The organism is Emcibacter sp. SYSU 3D8, assembly GCF_039655875.1.
Taxonomy (GTDB): Bacteria; Pseudomonadota; Alphaproteobacteria; order SMXS01; family SMXS01; genus RI-34.
Window position 1 is genome coordinate 234,661 of sequence record NZ_JBBYXK010000003.1, and the last position, 20,359, is coordinate 255,019.

Annotated in this window: 20 protein-coding genes; 14 read left to right on the forward strand and 6 right to left on the reverse strand. The window is 65.5% G+C overall.

The genetic code is table 11. The annotated features are described in order from the left end of the window. Window positions 1-18 precede the first annotated feature (18 nt). The 6 genes from WJU21_RS12200 (at window position 19) to WJU21_RS12225 (ending at window position 6,860) form a co-directional block, all read left to right on the forward strand. Window positions 19-1,251, forward strand: a complete 1,233-nt coding sequence (locus WJU21_RS12200; RefSeq protein WP_346323712.1) for a phosphotransferase family protein — start codon at window positions 19-21, stop codon at window positions 1,249-1,251. Beyond that, window positions 1,248-2,276 carry a hypothetical protein gene (locus tag WJU21_RS12205; protein WP_346323713.1) on the forward strand — a complete coding sequence of 343 codons (1,029 nt, stop codon included), beginning with the start codon at window positions 1,248-1,250 and terminating at the stop codon, window positions 2,274-2,276. Before WJU21_RS12200 ends, WJU21_RS12205 begins: the two co-directional genes overlap by 4 nt. Window positions 2,277-2,559: 283 nt before the next feature. Beyond that, window positions 2,560-4,890 (forward strand): TonB-dependent receptor, encoded by a 2,331-nt coding sequence (locus WJU21_RS12210; RefSeq protein WP_346323714.1) that lies wholly within the window; start codon window positions 2,560-2,562, stop codon window positions 4,888-4,890. A gap of 151 nt (window positions 4,891-5,041) precedes the next feature. Then, complete coding sequence (locus tag WJU21_RS12215) at window positions 5,042-5,956, forward strand: DnaJ C-terminal domain-containing protein (RefSeq protein WP_346323715.1); 915 nt, start codon at window positions 5,042-5,044, stop codon at window positions 5,954-5,956. Window positions 5,957-5,958: 2 nt separating this feature from the next. Next, entirely contained in the window at window positions 5,959-6,294 is a 336-nt protein-coding gene (locus WJU21_RS12220) for a chaperone modulator CbpM (RefSeq protein WP_346323716.1), read from the forward strand. A gap of 71 nt (window positions 6,295-6,365) precedes the next feature. Continuing rightward, window positions 6,366-6,860, forward strand: coding sequence for a GFA family protein (locus tag WJU21_RS12225; protein WP_346323717.1), 495 nt, complete (start codon window positions 6,366-6,368; stop codon window positions 6,858-6,860). On the opposite strand, the gene WJU21_RS12230 is transcribed toward WJU21_RS12225, so the two are convergent. From WJU21_RS12230 to WJU21_RS12240, 3 genes are all read right to left on the reverse strand, one after another. Then, window positions 6,853-8,286 carry a saccharopine dehydrogenase C-terminal domain-containing protein gene (locus tag WJU21_RS12230; protein ID WP_346323718.1) on the reverse strand — a complete coding sequence of 478 codons (1,434 nt, stop codon included), beginning with the start codon at window positions 8,284-8,286 and terminating at the stop codon, window positions 6,853-6,855. The genes WJU21_RS12225 and WJU21_RS12230 overlap by 8 nt on opposite strands. 127 nt (window positions 8,287-8,413) lie before the next feature. Beyond that, window positions 8,414-8,986: an N-acetyltransferase gene (locus WJU21_RS12235; RefSeq protein WP_346323719.1), complete on the reverse strand. Its 573-nt coding sequence runs from the start codon at window positions 8,984-8,986 to the stop codon at window positions 8,414-8,416. A 9-nt stretch (window positions 8,987-8,995) separates the two neighbouring features. Further along, the gene (locus WJU21_RS12240; RefSeq protein ID WP_346323720.1) at window positions 8,996-10,129 is read right to left on the reverse strand and encodes a type III PLP-dependent enzyme; all 1,134 of its coding nucleotides are present in this window, start codon (window positions 10,127-10,129) and stop codon (window positions 8,996-8,998) included. A 552-nt stretch (window positions 10,130-10,681) separates the two neighbouring features. On the opposite strand from WJU21_RS12240, the gene WJU21_RS12245 reads away from it, so the two are divergent. The 7 genes from WJU21_RS12245 to WJU21_RS12275 all read left to right on the forward strand — a co-directional run bounded on the left by WJU21_RS12245 (window position 10,682) and on the right by WJU21_RS12275 (window position 16,572). Further along, window positions 10,682-11,335 (forward strand): peptidoglycan-binding domain-containing protein, encoded by a 654-nt coding sequence (locus WJU21_RS12245; RefSeq protein ID WP_346323721.1) that lies wholly within the window; start codon window positions 10,682-10,684, stop codon window positions 11,333-11,335. 73 nt (window positions 11,336-11,408) lie between these two features. Then, window positions 11,409-11,867 (forward strand): nuclear transport factor 2 family protein, encoded by a 459-nt coding sequence (locus WJU21_RS12250; RefSeq protein ID WP_346323722.1) that lies wholly within the window; start codon window positions 11,409-11,411, stop codon window positions 11,865-11,867. Window positions 11,868-12,036: 169 nt separating this feature from the next. After that, window positions 12,037-12,552 carry a hypothetical protein gene (locus WJU21_RS12255; RefSeq protein WP_346323723.1) on the forward strand — a complete coding sequence of 172 codons (516 nt, stop codon included), beginning with the start codon at window positions 12,037-12,039 and terminating at the stop codon, window positions 12,550-12,552. A 160-nt stretch (window positions 12,553-12,712) separates the two neighbouring features. Next, window positions 12,713-13,570 (forward strand): xanthine dehydrogenase family protein subunit M, encoded by an 858-nt coding sequence (locus WJU21_RS12260; RefSeq protein WP_346323724.1) that lies wholly within the window; start codon window positions 12,713-12,715, stop codon window positions 13,568-13,570. Continuing rightward, entirely contained in the window at window positions 13,570-14,052 is a 483-nt protein-coding gene (locus tag WJU21_RS12265) for a (2Fe-2S)-binding protein (protein ID WP_346323725.1), read from the forward strand. Before WJU21_RS12260 ends, WJU21_RS12265 begins: the two co-directional genes overlap by 1 nt. Further along, window positions 14,049-16,316: a xanthine dehydrogenase family protein molybdopterin-binding subunit gene (locus tag WJU21_RS12270; RefSeq protein WP_346323726.1), complete on the forward strand. Its 2,268-nt coding sequence runs from the start codon at window positions 14,049-14,051 to the stop codon at window positions 16,314-16,316. The genes WJU21_RS12265 and WJU21_RS12270 overlap by 4 nt, the downstream gene beginning before the upstream one ends. 1 nt (window position 16,317) lies before the next feature. Further along, a complete protein-coding gene (locus tag WJU21_RS12275; RefSeq protein WP_346323727.1) occupies window positions 16,318-16,572 on the forward strand; it encodes a MoaD/ThiS family protein in 255 nt (84 codons plus the stop codon). Window positions 16,573-16,719: 147 nt separating this feature from the next. On the opposite strand, the gene WJU21_RS12280 is transcribed toward WJU21_RS12275, so the two are convergent. The 3 genes from WJU21_RS12280 to WJU21_RS12290 are packed head-to-tail and all read right to left on the reverse strand — an operon-like array spanning window position 16,720 to window position 19,377. Continuing rightward, window positions 16,720-17,151, reverse strand: a complete 432-nt coding sequence (locus tag WJU21_RS12280) for a nuclear transport factor 2 family protein (RefSeq protein WP_346323728.1) — start codon at window positions 17,149-17,151, stop codon at window positions 16,720-16,722. 16 nt (window positions 17,152-17,167) lie between these two features. Next, entirely contained in the window at window positions 17,168-18,613 is a 1,446-nt protein-coding gene (locus WJU21_RS12285; protein WP_346323729.1) for an NAD(P)/FAD-dependent oxidoreductase, read from the reverse strand. A 14-nt stretch (window positions 18,614-18,627) separates the two neighbouring features. Continuing rightward, complete coding sequence (locus WJU21_RS12290; RefSeq protein WP_346323730.1) at window positions 18,628-19,377, reverse strand: glucose 1-dehydrogenase; 750 nt, start codon at window positions 19,375-19,377, stop codon at window positions 18,628-18,630. Window positions 19,378-19,540: 163 nt separating this feature from the next. Here WJU21_RS12290 and WJU21_RS12295 point away from each other — a divergent pair, with 163 nt between their 5' ends. Beyond that, window positions 19,541-20,167, forward strand: coding sequence for a sulfotransferase family protein (locus tag WJU21_RS12295; protein WP_346323731.1), 627 nt, complete (start codon window positions 19,541-19,543; stop codon window positions 20,165-20,167). The last annotated feature ends 192 nt before the right edge of the window (window positions 20,168-20,359 follow it).

The following is a 20,359-nucleotide window of genomic DNA, read 5'->3' on the forward strand; positions in this document are numbered from 1 at the left end:
CTTTGGGAGGACTTCGGTTTGAGCGACGACCGCGCCATTCTTGCGCAGCTTCTGAGTGCCATCCGCCGGGATCTGGGCACGGCGATCATGCCCGATTTGCGCCTCGGCGAAGCCCGCCTGAAGGCCGGCATGATGCATGACATGCTGGGTCACATGGTGGCCTGGATGCGCGAGGATTTCGATCCCGCGGCCGGGGAACGGGCGCGGTTCCAGGGCCACTTCGATGACGCCGAGCGCGATGCCGCCGATGCGGCAGAGCGGCTGGCGGCGCTGGAGGTGGAGGTTACCGCCGACCGGCTGCAACGATTTCTCCGCGAGCGGATGACCGGCTGGGCCGATGCAGTGGTCGAGAGCGTCGTGCCCGCGAATGGCGGCTATTCCAAGGATACGATCCTGTTCCGCGCCGTCCGGCCTGACGGCCTGTGCCTCGACGGGGTGATCCGCCGCGACCTGCCGTTCGGGCCCGGCGAGAACAGCGCCGTCGATGAGTTTCCCCTGCTCGGCGCCCTGTTCCGGTGCGGGCTGCCCATCGCCGAACCCTTGTGGTGCGAAGCCGACAAGGATTGGCTGGGGCAGCCCTTTATCGTCACGCGGCGCGTCGCGGGAGAGGCCAACACCGCTGTCTGGGACCGGGACGAAACCCTGCGCCGATCCGTCTGTCTGCAGCTTGCGGCGCTGCTCGCGGCGCTCCACAGCACCGATCCCGCCGATATCGGTCTGGCCGGCGAACGGATTCCGGCCGATGAGATCGCCGACTATGTGGCGCTTTGGCATGACCGGTGGCAGCGACACAGGGTGCATGATTCCCCGGTCCTCGATGCGGCGTTTCGCTGGCTGGCGGACAATGTGCCGCAGGACCTTACGCGTCTTTCGCTGATCCATGCCGACGTGGGATTCCACAATATCCTGACCGATGATGGCCGGATCACCGCGCTGCTCGACTGGGAGTTTTCCCACCTCGGCGATCCGGCGGAAGACCTGGGTTATTGCCGCCAGCGGGTCGAGCCGCTGATGCCGTGGGACGAGTTCCTGGCTGCCTATTATGCCGCCGGCGGCGCGCCCTACCGCGAAAGCGGTGCGCGCTTCTACGAGGTCTGGCGCGGTGTGCGCAATGCGGTGTGCTGCGCCGTGGCCTGGAACGGCTTTCTCAACGACTGGTACCCGGCGCTGAAGATGGGCTACCAGGGCGTGCCGCTGTACCGGATGTTCATTCTCGATGTGGCCGATCGGCTGGAAAGGGCAACCTCATGAGCAACGGGAATCGTGGGCAGGTGATCTCCGCCGCCGGTCATTCGGCGCCCATGGCGGGCGCGCCGCTCAGCACCATCGTGCCGCAGGACGAATTCCTGCATCCGGTCGCCGACGGTGCCCATTACGCCAGCACGGAAACGTCGTATTTCGGCTTCAACATTCCGGACAAACAGCTCAACGGCGAGATCTATGTGTGGTTCCACCCGGCACTGCGGGTGATGAGTGCCAGCGTCTACATCTGGCGCGGCATCAAGCGGTCGACGCTTGCCTGCGAGTATGTGAACCATTTTCACTTCCTGCCGTTTCCCGAGAATGGCATCGCCGACTACACGATCGCGCCGCTCGGTCTGCATATCCGCGTCATCGAGCCCCTCAGGCAGATCGAGTTGACCTGCAAGGATCCGGAACGGGACGTGTCGTTCAGGCTGCTGCAGACCGCGATCATGCCGCCCGCCGGCCGCCCGGGCGGCAACCATTTCACCCAGGCCATGAAGGTCGAGGGCGAGGTCACCCTGCATGGCGAGACATTCGCGGTCGATGGCTATTTCAGCCGCGACCGGTCATGGAGCAACGAGCGTCACGAGGTGTCGCGCAATGTGCCGCCGATCTCCTGGATGGTGGGCATCTTCGGCGACGACCTGGCGTTCCATGTGCTGGCCTATGACGATCCGGCGCTGGGGCCGGAATGGGCCGGCATGTTCCCGTCGCCGCCGCCGGGCGGCAACCTGATCTGGGGCTATGTGTGGCGCGATGGCGCGACCCTTCCGGTCCGGCGCGCTGCCGTGCTCACCCGCCGCGAGGCCGACGGGCTGGCGCCCCGGCTCAAGGAGATGGAGATCGAGGATGCCGGCGGGAAGATCCACCGCATCCGCGGCACCATCGATGCGCGCATGCCCTGGCAGACCTGGCAGAACATGAACGTCTATTTCTGTCAGACCCGCTGGGAACTGGACGGCCGCATTGGCTGGGGCGACACCCAGGACATCCAGTACAACGAATTCGTCCGCCGCTTCGCCAGGTTCTAGCCGCCGGACCTGTCAGGCCTGACAGGTACCCAGCCCGCTTTCATTGGGCCTAGGATCGTCTCCAGATGCAGATAATCCGTTGATACGGAAGGGTGGGCTGGCTGCGCAACCAAGCCCATTCGGCGCTCGACGGGCTGGTCTCGGGTCGCCGCGCGATGGCGCCGGGCACAATCGACGTTCTTGCCGAAGCCATCCGACAGAAGGGGCTCGGAACGACGTCACAACTGGGGAGAAAACCGTGAAGTTCTTGTCATCCAAAAACAAGCGTCTAGGAAGCTTAATATTGGCATCCGTCATCGCGATGCCGGCCTATGCGCAAACTGGCGGCCTTGAGTCCGTTACCACCACGGCAAGACGGCAGGAGGAGACTCTCCTCGACGTTCCCGTAGCGGTCAGCGTCGTCAGCAGCGAGGCGCTGGGCCGTTATGGCGCCAACAACCTGTCGCAGATCGGTGACATGATCCCACAGGTGCAGATCACGCGCGCGACCTCGGGCAATGGCGGCATTATTTCCATTCGCGGCATTACGTCCGCTTCCGGCGACCCTGGCATCGATACGGCGGTCAGCATCAACGTCGATGGTGTCCAGGTCAGCCGCGGCTACATCGCCACGGCGGCGTTCTTTGATCTGGCGCAGGTCGAAGTGCTGAAAGGCCCGCAGGCCTTGTTTTTCGGCAAAAACAGCCCGGCCGGCGTGATTTCGCTGCGCAGCAAGGGACCGGGAAACGAATGGGAAGGGTTCGTGAAGGCGGGGTATGAGTTCCGCGCCAAGGAACGCTTTGTCGAGGCGGCCATCGGTGGCCCGGTCACAGACAAATTCGGCATCCGGGTCGCGATGCGTTACAGCGATATGGACGGCTGGCTGCACAATACGGCCGGACCGCTGGCCAATCCGTTCGAGCCGAACAGCCCGCTGCCCGGCGCCACCAACAACAAGCTTACGCCGGCATCGGAAGCCCTCGTTGGCCGTGTAACCATGGAATTCCGACCGAACGATAGATTTACGGCGGTTTTCAAGGTGCTTGGCAGCCGCTATCAGGACAACGAGCTGACGGGCATCACCCAGGTCGTCAGTTGTGCGGACGGCCAGGTTCATTCGCAGACCCGCGGATTCTTCGACCCCAACAGCGATTGTATTCCCGACAAATATCGCTCGGTCGGCGCGCAAGGACCGGTCGCCGCCACGAACTATCCATTGTCGAAGAAGGGTAACGGCGAATATTTTACCGACAGCAAGTCCATCCTGGCGTCGCTCGACCTGAGCTATGATTTTGGCGCGGTTAGCCTGGATGCCGTCACCGGGTTCTACCGGCTGGATTCAAACGGTCTCGGCGCCTACGACTATACGGGTCTTGCCTACTTCCCCGGCATCAACGGTGAAAAGACCACCATCTGGAGCGAGGAAGTTCGGTTGACCAGCCAGTATGATGGGCCGGTCAACTTCGTGCTGGGCGGCTATTACGAATCCGCCAAGCGCAACAGCTTCACCGTCGGCAGGGGCGGATTTTCGAATGCGGTGCCGGTCGATCCGGCGGTCGATTTCGTTATCGGCTACTGGCCGGAAGATACGTCCGACCGTGAAACCATGTCCGGCTTCGGTCAATTGCTCTGGGACATTACGGATACGCTGCAACTGACCGGCGGCGTCCGGTACACCAAAGAGACTGCGGATATCGTCAACCAGAACGTGTACGCGAATCCTGCCTATCAGGGAGCGCTGCTGCCGCCTGGCATGTCTGTCGCGGGCCGCATCCAGGAGAACAACTGGTCGCCGGAAGCGACCTTGACCTGGCATCCCACCGCCGACCAGACCATCTATGCGGCCTACCGGACAGGCTACAAGTCGGGCGGCGTGTCGCAGACGGCCATCCTGCTGCGCTCCAATACCTTCGAGGGCTTGTCATTCGGCCCGGAAACCGCCAAGGGCGGCGAAATCGGCTACAAGGCCCAGCTGGCCGGCAATCGCCTGCGGCTCGACGCGAACCTGTATTATTATGAGTTCAGCGGTCTTCAGCGCTCTTCGCTCGATATCGCCACGACATCATTCCGGACACTGAATGCAGCGACCGCCGTCACCAAGGGTTTCGAACTGGAAGCGTTCTTTCTGGTAACAGACGAGCTGATGCTTCGCGGTGCGTTTACCTACAACAACGCCAAGTACACAGACTGGGGCAACGCGCCGTGCTTCAACGGCCAGCGGGCCGACGAAGGGTGTGACGTCAGCGTAGGCACCACGGCCCGGACCCAGAATCTTACCGGCCAGCCGCTGGGTCTGGCGCCAAAGGTGTCGACCTCGGCCGGGTTCACCTACGACATTCCCGTCGCCAACTGGTTGAATGTCGGCATCACGGGCGACGTGAAATACGTAAGCGCCTACTGGGGCAACGACCTGCAACAGCCGGGCAGCCGCCAGAAAGGCTACGCCAAGTTCAACGCCAGCATCCGTCTCCACGAACCTGACGATACCTGGGAGCTGTCGCTGATCGGGCGCAATCTCACCAACGAACTGGCCATCCTGACCGCAGGCGACAAGCCAGGCGGTGCGCGGAATGACGTGACGGGTGTGCTCGAGCGCGGCCGCGAGGTCATTCTCCAGGCACAGTACAGATTTTAGCCCCACACCTTGCTGATAACCTGATCGACAACGACCCGCGGGCCATTCGCTCGCGGGTCTTTTGCTGTTTCGCACGGGGTATCTCTTGGGAACTGCGCAAGCGGTACCATATTGTTGGGCAGTTGATGATTGCCCCGAGAGGTACCGCCCTTTGAGTGAAGACCCCTATAAGGTCCTCGGCGTCGCCCGGGACGCCAGCCAGGACGCCATCCGCAAGGCCTACCGCAAGCTCGCCAAGGAGGCCCATCCCGACCTGCATCCGGGAGACAAGAAGGCCGAGGATCGTTTCAAGACCATCTCCGCCGCCTACGACATCATCGGCGACGCGGACAAGCGCGCCCGCTTCGACCGCGGCGAAATCGACGCCTCGGGCACCGAGCGGCCGCCGCAGCAGGAGTTCTACCGGCAATATGCCGACGCGGACGGCGGTGCGCGCTACCAGACGTCGGCCGGCTTCGACGATTTCGCCGACCTGTCCGATCTGTTCTCGAACATGTTCCAGCGCGAGGGCGGCGCACCCCGCAGGATGCGAGGCCAGGACCTGCGCTACCAGTTGCCGGTGGATTTCCTGGAGGCGGTGAACGGCGCCAAGCGCCGGGTCACTATGCCTGACGGCAAGACCCTCGACATCGCCATTCCCGCGGGCACCCGGTCGGGCCAGACCCTCCGGCTGAAAGGCAAGGGTATGCCTGGCATGAACGGCGGCCCGGCGGGCGATGCGCTGGTCGACGTGCAGGTGGGCGCCCATCCGGTGTTCGAGCGCGACGGCGACGACATTGTCGTCGACCTGCCGATCGCCATCGACGAGGCGGTGCTGGGCGGCAAGGTTGCGGTCCCAACCATCACCGGCAAGGTCAACCTCACCATCCCCAGGGGCGCCAGTTCTGGCCAGACCCTGAGGCTGCGCGGCAAGGGTGTGCCCGCCGGCAAGAACCGCGCGGCGGGCGATCAGCTTGTAAAGCTGAAGATCGTCATGCCTGCCGGGATCGACGACGACCTGGAGACGTTCATGAAGTCGTGGCGCGAAAGCCATGCCTACAACCCGCGCGCCGGGATGAAGGAGTAATCATGAGACTGAGCGAACAGGATGTGGTGGCGGCCGTGGCGGGAATCTCTACCCGGCGGCTGCGCATGCTGGTGCGCAACGGATGGATCCGCCCTGAGCGGATGGAGGGAGCGCCTGCATTCAGCGAGGTCGACGTGGCGCGGGTCCGCCTGGTATGCCATCTGACCGACCAGCTCGAGATCCAGGAAGACGACATGCCGGTGATCCTGTCGCTGGTCGACCAGGTCTACGGCCTGCGCCGTGCGCTCCGCAATCTCAGCCGCGCGGTCGAGAGCCAGCCTGACGAGGTCCGCACCGAGATTGTCCGTGCGTTCCGGGACCTCGACCGCCTGGCCTGACGGCCGCCATTCTCATTCGGATCGGCGCGTCGTACCATGCCAGCCGTCACGAAGGCTGATGGAGATGTGCCATGGGGGATCATGAGCCTGCCCGCCTGCCGGGGCGCTGCGCCTGCGGTGCCGCACGCTACCAGCTGACCGGCCCGCCTCTCATCGTCCACTGCTGTCATTGCACCTGGTGCCAGCGGGAGAACGGATCGGCCTTCGCCGTCAACGCGCTGATCGAGGCCGACCGGCTCCAGTTGACCGCCGGCAAGGTTGTCACCACTGTCCTGCCCTCGGCCAGCGGCAACGGACAGGTTTTCGCCCGGTGCCCGGCATGTGGCGTGACGCTCTGGAGCCATTACGCGGCGGCTGGCGATCGGGTCCATTTCGTCCGCGTCGGAACGCTCGATGACCCGTCCGCCTGCCGGCCCGACGTCCACATCTACACGTCGACCCGGCAGCCATGGGTGCGGCTTCCCGAGGACGTGCCCGCCTTTCCCGGGTTCTACCGGCCCCGCGACGTCTGGCCCGAGGAGAGCCTCGCCCGTCTCGCCGCGGCCCAGCAGTCTTCGGCTACCTGACGATGACGTTCGAGAACTGCCACGGATCCTCGGCGTCGTAATCGTCGGGGAACAGGCCGCCTTCACGGTGGGCCAGCGGCGTCCAGTCGGTATAGACCCCGACCACGGGGCCCAGATAAGGCCGCTGCACCTCCAGGCACCGCTCGAAGTCGGTCTCGTCCGCCTCGACCACGCCGCGATCCGGATTCTCCAGCGCCCAGACCATGCCGGCCAGCACCGCCGAGGTCACCTGCAGGCCGGTGGCGTTCTGATAGGGCGCGATCTCGCGGGTTTCCTCGATGGACAGTTGCGAGCCGTACCAGTAGGCGTTCTTGCCGTGGCCGTAGAGCAGCACGCCCAGTTCGTCGATGCCGTCGACGATTTCGTGCTCGTCCAGAATGGTCCAGTTGTCCTGGCGCTGCCATTCGGACCCGGCCATCTCGTGCAGCGACAGCACCGCATCGTCGCAGGGATGATAGGCGTAGTGGCAGGTCGGCCGGTAGACGGCGTTGCCGTCCTCGCGGACGGTGAAATAGTCGGCGATGGAAATCGACTCGTTGTGGGTCACCAGGAAGCCATGCTGGGCCTGTGCCGTCGGCGTCCACGAGCGGACGCGGGTGCCGGCGCCGGGACGCATGAGGTAGATCGCCGCGCCGCAGCCGCCTTCATGGGTGCGGCCTTCCGGCGGCAGCGCCTTCTCATGGGTGCCCCAGCCCAGCTCGGCCGGCTGCAGGCCCTCCGAGATGAAGCCTTCCACCGACCAGGTGTTGACGAAGACGCCCTGCGGCTTGGGATCACGGGCGCGCTGGGTGTCGCGCTCGGCGATGTGGATGCCCTTGACGCCGACCTGCTGCATCAACTGCGCCCAGGCCTCGCGGGTGGCCGGCCGCTCGACCTTCATGCCCATGTCGGACGCCAGATTGAGCAGCGCCTGCTTGACGAACCAGGACACCATGCCCGGATTGGCGCCGCAGCAATTGACCGCGGTCGGGCCGCCGGGGCGGCGCTCGCGCAGATCGAGGACTCTCTGGCGCAGGGTGTAGTTGGACCGCTCGGAAACGCTCTTGGTGGTATCCGTGTAGAAGCCAAGCCACGGCTCGGCGACCGTGTCGACATAGAGGGCGTCGACATCCTTGCACAATTCCATCATCGCGACGGACGAGACATCCACCGACAGATTGACCAGAAAGGCCCGGCTCGGTCCGGCGGTCAGCAGCGGGGTCAACAGCTCCCGGTAGGAATCCTCCAGCACGGCGGCGTGTACGAAATTCGCGCCTTCCGCTTCCACCATGCGCCGGTGAGCGTCATCCGGATCGATCACCGTGATCCGCGAGGGTTCGCCCGCGATATGTCGCAGGATCAACGGCAGCGTGCCGCGGCCGATCGAACCGAATCCGATCATGATGATCGGACCGGTGAAATGGGCGTGAATGGGCCATGCTGTCATGGTGAAGGACTCCTTGCATATTATTGGAACGGCTCTGCGGTCCTGGCGGACTGTAGAGCCGTTCCATTTCGGATCATGTGTCGCGATCCCGGCCAGTGCAATCCCGCGTCGGCCTGGCCGGACGGGTCTAGAGCGCCGCGGTCAGCAGCGTTTCTTCGGTCTGGTTCTCGTTGGCGGCAATGAGCGAGCCGCGTCGGTCGTCGTCCAGCGCTTCGCCTAGGGCCGCAACCATGCCCGAGGCACCGCGCAGGGCGGCGGGGGTCAGTTCGAGACCCAGGAAGCGGTCCCGCTCCACCGGTCCGGGCAGCGTCAGGTGGCCGGTAAGCTCGGCCGTGAAGCCGAAGCGCCCGTAATAGGACGCATCGCCAACCAGGATCACGGCGCCATGGGCTCGGGCAGAGGCCTCGGCCAGTGCATGGTCCATCAGCAGGGTGCCGATGCCCAGGCCGTGGTATTCGGGCAGCACGCCGATCGGTCCAAGCAGCAGGGCCGCCCCGGCGGTTCCCGCGGTGACGTGCCAGAGCCGCACGGTGCCGACAAGCTGTTGCCCTGTCAGGGCGCTGAACGCGAGCCCTTCGGCGGGGACGCGACCCCGCCGAAGCTTCTCGCAGGTTTTCAGGTGCCGTCCGGGCAGGGCCCGGTCCAGCAGGATTTCCCGCGCTGGAATGTCCAGCGCCGTTTCGTTGCGAACCACGATCATGGCCGTGCCTTAGATGACGATCGCCTGCAGAGGCGAAAACCCGTTGAAGGCGACCGATGCGTAGGTGGTGGTATAGGCACCTGTCGCCTCGATCAGGACCTCGTCGCCGATCTCCAGGGAAATGGGGAGCGGATACGGTGTCCGTTCATAGAGCACGTCAGCCGAATCGCATGTCGGGCCGGCCAGGACACAGGGGGCGACCGCATCACCATCGCGCGGCGTGCGGATGGGATAACGGATGGACTCGTCCATGGTTTCCGCCAGGCCGCCGAATTTGCCGATGTCCAGATACACCCAGCGGACGCTGTCGTTGTCCGATTTGCGGGAGATCAGCACGACTTCGGCCTTGATCACGCCGGCATCGCCAACCATGCCCCGGCCCGGTTCGATAATGGTTTCGGGCAGACGGTTGCCGAAGTGTCGTCGGAGGGCGCCGAAGATGGCCTGCGCATAGGCGTCGACCCGTGGCACGTCCTTCAGGTACTTGGTGGGAAAGCCGCCGCCCATGTTGACCATGGACAGCTGAATGCCCCGTTCGGTCAGGGTGCGGAATACGGCGGACGCGTCGGACAGCGCACGGTCCCATGCTTCCACGTTGCCCTGCTGCGAGCCCACATGGAACGAGATGCCATAGGGCGACAGGCCCAGGTCACGCGCCTTCTCCAGCACGCCGACCGCCATGGCCGGCACGCAGCCGAACTTGCGGCTCAGCGGCCATTCAGCGCCATCGCCGTCGGTCAGCACCCGGCAGAACACGCGGGCGCCGGGCGCCTGGCGCGCGATCTTCTCCACCTCTTCGACGCAGTCGACCGCATAGAGATCGATGCCGAGCTGGAAGGCGCGCGCGATATCGCGCTCCTTCTTGATGGTATTGCCGAACGAAATCCGGTCCGGGGTCGCGCCGGCGGCCAGGGCCATTTCGACTTCCGCCACCGAGGCGGTGTCGAAGCTCGAGCCCAGATCGGCCAGCAGGCGCAGGACGGCCGGCTCGGGGTTCGCCTTGACGGCATAGAAGATGCGCGTCTCCGGCAGCGCCCGGGCGAACGCCAGATAATTCTCACGAACGACGTCGAGATCGACGACGAGACACGGGCCCTCGGGGCGCGTGGAAGCCAGATAGTCAAGAACGCGTTGGGTCGCCATAAGACTGATCCCCTACCTTCATTGCTGCCCGCGAAGGACGCCGCTCAGGAGACGCGATGGAGGCGCCGTACCCTGGGGGGATTCCTGCAGACCGGAATGGAACAACGCCAATCGCGGCGAAACTCCGGTGGGTGCCTTAGGTTGGAACGGGAGGACCGATCCGCACATGGGGCAAAGATGGTGTGCCTCTTCAGTGTCGCCGGCTTTTGGACAGCCGACTGAGACCAAAAAAGCCCTCACCGTCGTTGCTATATGACGCCTCATCCCTGGGGGACGTTGTGCCGGCGCCTATGGGCACGTGCGACTATTGGGCAGACAGTGAAATATGAGTTTCACCCTTCGGAATCAAGTTAAATTTTTTTCGCAGTTTCGCGTTGCCCTTCAACGCGTTGCCAGCGGTTTTCCAGCGGCCGGAAATGGCTGTTTTCCGCTCTTGGCGTGCTGTTCGGTCACCTTGTTTCCGGCGTCCCCTGCCGCTACACTCCGCCGCCAAATCACGGCAACGGCGCCTCCTGGCGCTACCCGCCACCTCGAATTGTGAGTAGAGCCACCATGAAACGCTTCCTCCGCACGACGGCTGCCGCACGGGTATCCGCAGTTTTGGCTTTGGCCGCCATGGCGTTCACCGGCACGGTGTCGCTGGATGCCCATGCCGCCGATTCCAAGGGGAACTACATCGTCCGGGGCATCGGCGCGCGGCCGTGTTCGGACTACATGGCCGCTGTCGGCAAGAGCGCGACGGACGTGATGCCTTACATGTCCTGGATGGAGGGCTATCTCACCGGCATCAACCGGTTGCAGGCCCAGACCTTCGATGTGTCGCCGGTCACCGAAGCCGCGATCGTTGGCCAGATGGTCCGCAATTATTGCACCACCCAGCCGACTCTCCGTTTCGAGACCGCGGTGGCCCAGCTGATGAACTTCTTCGCGCCCTACAAGGTGACCGCGCAATCGCAGCTCGTCGAGGTGACGGTGGGCGACGCGCGTGCCGCGCTTCGGCAATCGACCCTGAAATGGATGCAGGAGAAGCTGAAGGCCCAGGGCCAGTTCACCGGTACGCCGGACGGCCTCTACGGCAACACCACCAAGACCGCGTTGATCGCCTTCCAGAAGGCGGCCAAGATTCCCGAAACCGGTGTGCCCGATGCACGCACGCTGGTGCAGTTCATCCAGAACGAAGCGCAGGCCCAGGGCGCCAAGCCCTGATTGTTGCGCCGGGTGGCTGTCTGAAGGCAGCCGGGATCGTCGCCGGGATCGCCGTTTTCGCAGGAGAATCGTCATGACCATCGAAGAGCTGCTCGAGATCGAAGAGATCAAGCAACTGCGGATCATGTACTCGCACTATTTTGACGGCAGCCAGATCGACGACCTGGCCGCGTTGTTCACCGAGGACGCGGTCTGCGAGTTCACCGAGGACTATGGCGGGAACTGGGTCGGCCGCGACACCATCCGCGCCAATTATGCCAAGTTCGCCAATGCCGAGCGGCCGTTCTCGTTCATGCATGCCAACACCAATCCGTGGATTCGGATCCTGAGCCCGACCGAGGCCAATGGCCGCTGGTACCTGCTCGACCTGGCGCTGGGCGAGGGGCAGGAAAACCCGCTCGGCCTGTTCGGTGTCTATGACGACGTCTACCGGAAGGTGGACGGCAAGTGGCTGATCGCCCGCACCCGGATCGATTTCCTGTGGCCCAAGCGCAGCTTCGTCGGCTTCCGCAGCCCCGGCGTGAACGGATAGCCAGTCGGCGACGGCTTGGACCCAACAGAATTTGTCATTGCCGCGTCGCCGGACAGGGCCGATATTCCAGTGCATGTTCACAGGAGCCTGGGCGGCTCCTCCAGGAGGCCAAGATGATCCAGTTGGGCACGGATCGTCCGTTGTCGGCGGATTTCGGCCGGAAGGCCGCATGGCGGGGCCCATGCGCATGAAGACGACGACCAGGACGCTTATCGACGACCTTGCCAGTACCTTGCGCCAGCGCGTGCTGCCGTTGGCCGGAGACGCGGCGGCCCATGTGCGTGATGTTATCGCCGGGCTCGATCTTCTGGCGGTGCGCATCGAACTGGAAGGGGACATCGTCTGGAGCGATATCGCCGATCAGCGTCTGATGCTCGCGGCCATCGAGCAGGAAACCCGGCAGGTCGCGGACGAGCCCTGGAAGGGGCTCTCCGCAGCCATCGCCCGGGAATTGGACCGGGTCTGGCATGCGCCCGCGCATTATCCCGAAATGGCAGTGCTGGAGGCCGAGAACCGCCGGCTGCGCGGGCTGATCGACAAGACGCTGGCCGCGGTCGAGGCGGCGCCCGGACCGCTCGGCGAAAAGCGCGCCCAGCGCCTTGTCCGGGCACTCGGCGGCTACCTGAAACGGCAGGCCGAGCGCGAGGCGCCGCTGCACCAGCAGGCGCAGGCCGCCGAGTCCTGAGCGGGCGCGCCGGGTCTGTTGCCGTAGTCGCACTTGATCCTGCAATGAAAAGGCACTCATAATCTTCAGCACCGGAAGCGGCCGGTCAGGGCCGGTCGCTTTTGCCATAAAGAATCGCCGCGCCGGGGATGACGCGGTTCGACAGCTCAGGGAAGGTTTCATGCAGTATCAGTCACCAGCCTCCATTGACGAGGCCGTGGCGGCATTGGCATCGATCGGCGGCGCCCGCATTCTCGCGGGCGGCACCGATCTGCTGGTGCAGCTGCGATCGGGCGCCGCGTCGCCCGCCGCCGTCATCGACATCAAGAACATCGACGCTATGCGTGCCATCACCGAAACCGGGGAAGGCTTCCGCATCGGCGCGGCGGCGTGCGGTGCCGAGATCACCGACCACGCGGCGCTGGTCAGGGCCTGGCCGGGTGTGGCTGAGGCCGCGGGCCTGATCGGCTCGACCCAGGTGCAGGGACGCGCCAGCCTGGGCGGCAATGTGTGCAACGCCTCGCCGGCCGCCGACACCACGCCGGCGCTGATCGCCGCACGCGCCGTGGCCGAGATCGTCGGCCCGAACGGCCGCCGCGCCATTCCGGTCGAGCAGATCGCTACCGGTCCGGGAAAGACCTCGCTGGCGCCGGGCGAGATCGTCGTCTCGTTCCTGCTGCCGAAACCTGCGGGCCGTGCGGCCGATGCCTATCTGCGGCTGATCCCGCGCACCGAAATGGACATCGCCGTGGCGGGCGCCGCGGTCAACCTGACGCTGAACACCGATGGCACCATCGCCGACGCACGGGTCGCTATCGGCGCCGTCGCGCCGACGGCGCTGGTGCTGGACGCCGCGCCGGGCATCCTCGCGGGCAACCGTCCCGACGAGGCGATTCTGGCGAAGCTGGCAGACGCGGCCAGCGCCTTGGCCATGCCGATCGACGACAAGCGCGGCACCACGGACTACCGCCGGAAAGTGGTCGGCGTGCTGGCGAAACGGGCGGCGCTGATCGCCTATGAACGGGCGGGAGCGCGCTGATGGCCAAATCTCATGTATCCACCACGGTGAACGGCGATCCCGTCGAGTTCCTCTGCGACGCGCCCGAGACCATGCTCGACGTGCTGCGCAACACCATGGGCCTGACCGGCACCAAGGAAGGCTGCGGCACCGGTGATTGCGGGGCCTGCTCGATCATCGTCGACGGGCGGCTGGTTTGCGGCTGCCTGATGCTGGCGGTCGAGGCGACCGGCAAGCAGATCACCACCATCGAGGGCATCGGCGCGCCCGACCGGCTGCATCCGGTGCAGCAGGCTTTCCTCGAGGATGCCGCGCTTCAGTGCGGGTTCTGCACGCCGGGCTTCATCGTTGCCGCCAAGGCGCTGCTCGACCGCAATCCCGATCCGACCGAAACCGAGATCCGCTACTGGCTGGCCGGAAACCTTTGCCGCTGCACCGGCTATGACAAGATCGTGCGCGCCGTGCAGCACGCGGCCGCCGAGATGAAAGGGCAACCCGCATGACCTACGAACCGAAGAACCTGCGCGTCGTCGGCACCCGTCCCATCCGCCACGACGGCGCCGACAAGGTGACCGGCCGCGCCAATTACGCATCCGACTTCACCCTGCCGGGCATGCTGTGGGGCCGTGTCCTGCGCAGTCCGCACGCCCATGCAAAGGTGAAGTCGATCGATACCGCGAAGGCGCTGGCGCTTCCCGGCGTGAAGGCGATCGTCACCAGCGCCGACCTCGTGCTGCCCGACGCCGGTGTCACCCAGGCCGGCGAATCGGCGATCAGCAACCAGCACCTGGCGAAGAACCTGCTGGCGCGCGACAAGGTGTTCTACGACGGCCACCCGGTCGCCGCCGTCGCCGCCATCTCGGACGCCGTCGCCCAGCAGGCGCTCGGGCTGATCGAGGTCGATTACGAGGTGCTGCCCCACGTCATCGACGTGAACGAGGCCATGAAGGACGGCGCCCCGCTGCTGCATGACGACCTGTTCACCGACGGCGTCGAGCCCAGGCCCGAAAAGCCCTCCAACATCGCCAAGCGCATCGTCGTCGCCAAGGGCGACATCGAGAAGGGTTTCGCCGAGGCCGACATCGTCATCGAGCGCACCTACACCAGCAAGCCGGTGCACCAGGGCTATATCGAGCCGCAGGGCGTCGTCGCCAACTGGGCCGAGGACGGCCAGGCCATGGTCTGGTGCTCCAGCCAGGGCCAGTTCATGATCCGCGACCTGTGCTGCACCATGCTGGGCCTGGAAACCTCGTCGCTGAAGGTGATCCCGGCCGAGATCGGCGGCGGCTTCGGCGGCAAGACCACGGTCTATCTGGAGCCGCTGGCGCTGATGCTGTCGCGGGCGTCCGGCCGGCCGGTGAAGATGGCCATGACCCGCGGCGAGGTGATGCGCGCCACCGGCCCGACCTCGGGCGGCTCGTATACCGCCAAGATCGGCGCCATGAAGGACGGCACGATCACCACGGCGGAAGTGGTGCTGAAGTTCCAGGCCGGCGCCTTTCCCGGCTCGCCGGTCGGCGCGGCGGTGATGTTCTGCTCGGCGCCCTACGACATCCCCAACCTGTCGATCACCGGCTACGATGTGGTCGTCAACGTGCCGAAGATCCACGCCTACCGGGCGCCCGGCGCGCCCAACGGCGCCTTCGCGTTCGAGACCGTGCTCGACGAGCTGGCCCGCGAGCTGAACATGGATCCCATCGACTTCCGGGCGAAGAATTCGGCGGTCGAGGGCTCCAAGTCGCCCTACGGCCCGACCCACGGCCCGATCGGCGGCCTCGAGTGCCTGTCGTCGGCCAAGGACCACCAGCACTACAAGTCCAATCTGGGCCCGAATCAGGGGCGCGGCGTCGCCAGCGGCTTCTGGATCAATATCGGCGGCCAGTCGGCGGCCACCGTCGTCGTCAACCGCGACGGCACCATCGCGCTGGTCGAGGGCTGCCCCGATATCGGCGGCACCCGCGCCTCGCTGGCGATGATGTGCGCCGAGGTGCTGGGCATCCCGGCCGACAAGGTGCGTCCCTCCATCGTCGATACCACCGCCATCGCCTTCAACGACGTCACCGGCGGCAGCCGAGTCACCTTCGCCACCGGCATCGCCGTGGTGCAGGCGACCGAGGACGCCGTGCGCCAGATGCGCGAGCGGGCCGCCAAGATGTGGGACATCGACGTGGAGCAGGTCGGCTGGCGCGACGGCGCGGCGCAGGAGCTGAACGGCAACCGTTCGCTCACCATCGCCCAGATCGCCCAGAAGGCGGCCAAGACCGGCGGCCAGATCATGGGCCACGCCTCTATCAACGCCTCGGGCGCTGGCCCGTCGCTGACCACGCATCTGTGCGATGTCGAGGTGGACCGCGAGACCGGCAAGGTCACCATCCTGCGCTACACCGCGTTCCAGGACGCCGGCAAGGCGGTGCATCCGTCCTATGTGGAAGGCCAGATGCAGGGCGGCGTGGTGCAGGGGATCGGCTGGGCGCTCAACGAGGAATACATCCACGACGAGGATGGCCGGCTGGAGAATCCCGGCTTCCTCGACTACCGCATGCCGGTGGCGTCGGACCTGCCGATGATCGACGCGGTGATCATCGAAGTGCCGAACCCGAACCATCCGTTCGGCGTGCGCGGCGTGGGCGAGGCGCCCATCGTGCCGCCGCTCGCGGCCATCGCCAACGCCATCTATGACGCCACGGGCGTGCGCATGCGCGACCTGCCGTTCTCGCCGCCGAAGGTGCTGGCGGCGCTTGAGGCGGCCGGGAAAGCGAAAGGCTGACGTGGCGAAGGTCGTCCTGCCTGGAGACCTGGGCCGCCGGTTCGCCGGCGGCGAGGTCGAGATCCGCGTCGAAGGCGACAATGTCCGCCGCCTGATTAGGGCGCTGGAGGAACGCTATCCCGGCATCGCCGAGGTGCTGGAGTCCGACGCCATGGCCGTCGCCATCGATGGGGTGGTTTACCAGGACGCGTTTCTCGAAGAGGTGGGCGCGGAGTCGGAGGTGTACTTCCTGCCGGCGATCAGGGGCGGGTGTTAAACCCTCGACCGTCATCCCGGCGGAGGCCGGGACCCAGACTTGACAGTCCGGCGCGCTTCGCGCCGGTCTTTTCGTTGGGGACTGGATTCCGCCCTCCGGCGGAATGACGGCTGATGGGGTGGCGGTAAGGGTGCTATTCGACAGCGATCATTCCAGGTCCGTCGCGATCGAAATCTGCGCGCTCCGGTGCAGCGACGTGTGCGTGCGAGTCCTGAAGAACCAGCACCCGCCGGTCTTCACCAGCACGTCGTTGTAGTAGCCGGTGGAGCTATAGGTCCGGCCGTCGTGCAGCTCGATGTCTTCCTTGAAGTAGTTCTTGCTGGTGGCGGTGTCGCCGTCCACGTCGACCGACACCATCATCGGGAAGAAGCTGATCGACTTCACCGCGCTCATCATGTCGGTCCAGCGCGATACGATGACGTCCCGGCCGTCCATCGGGTTGCCGTACATCACCCAGCTCGCGCCGTCCTCGGCCCAGGTCGTCGCCCAGAGGGCTGGGTCCTTCAGCATCACGGCGTCGCAGTAGCGCTCGACCAGCTCGCGGATGGCGAGGACGTCTTCTATCGGTCCGGTGGACATGGCGGTTTCTCCCCTGTCATTTCAACGTGTATTCCCCGAACCGCACCTTCCGCATCTCCCACCAGTAGCGGAGCGTGCTGTGCGGCCAGAGCGTTGTGATCTTGCCGTTCTGGTCCTGGTACCAGCTGTTGCAGCCGGCCTGCCAGATGGTGCCGGCGAGGCCCCGCTGCATGGCGGCGTCGAAATGCGCGGCGGCCTCGGGGCGCGGCTCGATGGTGCGGCGCTCGACCAGCTTCCAGATGCATTGCAGGACATAGCGCACCTGCTGCTCGACCATGAAGATAATCGAGCTGTGGCCCAGGCCGCTGCCCGGGCCGAGCAGCATGAAGAAATTGGGAAAGCCGGGAACGGCCACCGTCCGGTGCGCCGCCATGCCGTCCTGCCACGCCTCGCGCAGGGTCAGGCCGTCGCGGCCGGCGATTTCGGTCCTCGGTACGTCGGTGGTGCGAAAACCGGTGGCGAGGATGATCACGTCGGCGCGGTGCAGCGCGCCGTCCGCGGTGACGACGCCGTCGGGCGCGATCCGGGCGATGGGATCGGTCACCAGGTCGACATGCTCGCGGGCAAGCGCCGGATAGAAATCGTCGGACACCAGGATGCGCTTGCAGCCGGGCGGATAGTCGGGCGTCAGTTTCGCGCGCAGGTCCGGATCGGGCACCTGCGCCTCCAGATGCCGCAGCGCCAGCCGCTTCTCCTGCGCGTTGCGGCGGTTGCGGCCCAGGAACAGCGGCCAGCGGCTCTCCAGCATCCAGTAAAGTTGCCAGCGGTGCAGCCGGCCGAGGAACGGCACGCTCCGGAACGCGCGCTTCCACGAGGCCGGATAGGCGCGGTCGAGGCGCGGGATGATCCAGTTGGGCGTGCGCTGGAACAGGTCCAGATGCGCGACCCTGTCGACGATGGACGGCACGATCTGCACCGCGCTCGCCGCACTGCCGATCACGGCCACGCGCTTGCCGGAAAGGTCGGCGTCCTGGTTCCACGCCGCCGAATGGATGACGGCTCCCGCGAAGCCGTCCAGTCCCTCGATGTCGGGGTAGTTCGGCACGTGCAGCGCGCCGATGGCGCTGACCAGCACGTCGGCGTCATCGTGCTCGCCCGCGCCGGTGGTCAGGCGCCAGCGACTGGCGGCCTCGTCGAAGCGCGCCTCGGTGATTTCGCGGCCGACGCGGATATGCGGCCACAGGCCGTATTTGCCGGCGCAGCGCTCGAAATAGTGCTGGATTTCTCCGCCCGGCGCATAGACGTGGCTCCACTCCGGATTGGGCTCGAACGAATAGGAGTACAGGTGCGAGGGCACGTCGCAGGCGACGCCGGGATAGGTATTCTCCCACCAGGTGCCGCCCACATTGGCGCCCTTCTCGTAGATGACGAAGTCTTCCAGCCCGGCCTGCCGGAGCGCGATGCCCATGCACAGGCCGGACATGCCGCCGCCGACGATCGCGACCCTGGGACCTGCACCCATCGGCTATCCTGTTCTCATCTGCCGCCGTCCACGGTCAGTATCGAGCCTGTCGTGTAGCTCGAGGCGTCCGACGCGAAATAGAGCGCGGCGCCCACCACCTCGTTCGGTTCACCGATGCGCTTGAGCGCATAGTTCTGGGCGCGTGCCTCGGCGGCCTCCATGTCCCAGGCTTTCGAGACGTCGGTGCGGAACGCGCCGCAGCAGATGCAGTTGACCCGCACATTCGGCCCATAGGCGAAGGCATAGGCCTGGGTCATGGCGTTGAGCCCGGACTTGGCGGCGGCATAGGGGATCACATTCGCCGTCGGCCGCAGCGAGGCGATGCTGGAGATGTTGATGATCGAGCCGCCGGCGCCCTTCGCCATCCGGCCGCCGACCAGCGCGCTCAGCCGGAACGGCCCTTTCAGATTGATGTCGAGCACCTTGTCGTAAAGCGCCTCGCTCACATCCTCTGGCGACGGATAGAGCGGCGACATGCCGGCGTTGTTGACCAGGATATCCACCTTGCCGAATGTGCCGTAGGCCGCCTCGACCAGACCGTCCAACTCGTTCCAGTTGCCCACGTGCACGCCATAGGCCAGCGCCTTGCGGCCGAATCGCTGGCCGACTTCTGCCGCCAGCGCCTCGCAGTTGGGCAGCTTGCGGCTGGCGATGACCACGTCGGCGCCCGCCTCGGCGAAGGCCAGCACCATTTCCTTGCCCAGTCCCCTGCTGCCGCCAGTGACCAGCGCCACCTTGCCCGTCAGATCGAACCGTCCGCTCATGTCTCGCTCCCCGATTGTCGATTGGCGCGGGTCTCCCGTCCCGCGCGGTCAGGATGCGTCAATCCGTCTCGCGCCTCCAAGGAATATGTGGCGGGGATGGACACCTGCGCTAATCTTGCCCGGCTGGCGGCTTTGGCGCCGAGTATCAGAGGAGGGGAAAGCCATGGCGCTTTCGGTCATCGGCGCGGGCTTCGGCCGTACCGGCACGCTGTCGCTCAAGGGAGCGCTCGAGAGACTCGGCTTCGAACCGTGCTACCACATGCTGGAGGTGGTCCAGCACGGCTTCGGCGCGGTCTGGCGCGACATTGCATTCGGGGGCAAGCCGGACTGGGACGCGGTATTCAGCGGCTACACGGCGACGGTGGACTGGCCCTCCTGCAACTATTACCGCGAGCTGGCCGACCATTATCCGGATGCCAAGGTTATCCTCAGTCTGCGCGATCCGGACAAGTGGTTCGACAGCTGCCGCAGCACCATCTTCCGTGCCATGCAGATGGACCACACCGAGGCGCCGGAGGCCATTCGAATCCAGATGGAAATGGTCCGAAAGCTGGTGATTCAGGACACCTTCGGCGGCGATATCGACAACCGTGCTCATGCAATCTCGGTTTACAACCGGCACAATGAAACGGTCCAGAAGGTCATTCCCGGTGATCGCCTGCTGGTGTTCGAAGCCTCGCAGGGCTGGGAACCGCTCTGCCGCTTCCTCGGCGTGCCCATGCCGGCCGATCCCTATCCGAGGGTGAATACCACCGAGGAATTCCAGCAACACTTCAAGCAGGTTACATGAGGGCGGCCCTCCGCTGCACACTTTACCCTCGGTGCAACTAAGTGCAGTATGACCGCCAAGACGATGATGCCTGGGGATGTGGGCCAAGGGTGGCCAGTTCCCTGACAATGGCCTGCTCCGGTCCGGGAGTGGCTGAGCCGGGAAATGGGGATTGAACTGGCACTTATTGGGCGCATGGCAAATGCCGCGCGG

What these genes read in the sequence shown, in the direction of transcription:
- WJU21_RS12295 (WP_346323731.1), top strand. Translation starts at nt 19,541, where the DNA reads ATGGCGCTTTCGGTCATCGGCGCGGGCTTCGGCCGTACCGGCACGCTG.
- WJU21_RS12225 (WP_346323717.1), top strand. Translation starts at nt 6,366, where the DNA reads ATGGGGGATCATGAGCCTGCCCGCCTGCCGGGGCGCTGCGCCTGCGGT.
- WJU21_RS12290 (WP_346323730.1), bottom strand. Translation starts at nt 19,377, where the DNA reads ATGAGCGGACGGTTCGATCTGACGGGCAAGGTGGCGCTGGTCACTGGC.
- WJU21_RS12235 (WP_346323719.1), bottom strand. Translation starts at nt 8,986, where the DNA reads ATGATCGTGGTTCGCAACGAAACGGCGCTGGACATTCCAGCGCGGGAA.
- WJU21_RS12205 (WP_346323713.1), top strand. Translation starts at nt 1,248, where the DNA reads ATGAGCAACGGGAATCGTGGGCAGGTGATCTCCGCCGCCGGTCATTCG.
- WJU21_RS12260 (WP_346323724.1), top strand. Translation starts at nt 12,713, where the DNA reads ATGCAGTATCAGTCACCAGCCTCCATTGACGAGGCCGTGGCGGCATTG.
- WJU21_RS12280 (WP_346323728.1), bottom strand. Translation starts at nt 17,151, where the DNA reads ATGTCCACCGGACCGATAGAAGACGTCCTCGCCATCCGCGAGCTGGTC.
- WJU21_RS12250 (WP_346323722.1), top strand. Translation starts at nt 11,409, where the DNA reads ATGACCATCGAAGAGCTGCTCGAGATCGAAGAGATCAAGCAACTGCGG.
- WJU21_RS12220 (WP_346323716.1), top strand. Translation starts at nt 5,959, where the DNA reads ATGAGACTGAGCGAACAGGATGTGGTGGCGGCCGTGGCGGGAATCTCT.
- WJU21_RS12265 (WP_346323725.1), top strand. Translation starts at nt 13,570, where the DNA reads ATGGCCAAATCTCATGTATCCACCACGGTGAACGGCGATCCCGTCGAG.
- WJU21_RS12245 (WP_346323721.1), top strand. Translation starts at nt 10,682, where the DNA reads ATGAAACGCTTCCTCCGCACGACGGCTGCCGCACGGGTATCCGCAGTT.
- WJU21_RS12255 (WP_346323723.1), top strand. Translation starts at nt 12,037, where the DNA reads ATGGCGGGGCCCATGCGCATGAAGACGACGACCAGGACGCTTATCGAC.
- WJU21_RS12230 (WP_346323718.1), bottom strand. Translation starts at nt 8,286, where the DNA reads ATGACAGCATGGCCCATTCACGCCCATTTCACCGGTCCGATCATCATG.
- WJU21_RS12240 (WP_346323720.1), bottom strand. Translation starts at nt 10,129, where the DNA reads ATGGCGACCCAACGCGTTCTTGACTATCTGGCTTCCACGCGCCCCGAG.
- WJU21_RS12270 (WP_346323726.1), top strand. Translation starts at nt 14,049, where the DNA reads ATGACCTACGAACCGAAGAACCTGCGCGTCGTCGGCACCCGTCCCATC.
- WJU21_RS12285 (WP_346323729.1), bottom strand. Translation starts at nt 18,613, where the DNA reads ATGGGTGCAGGTCCCAGGGTCGCGATCGTCGGCGGCGGCATGTCCGGC.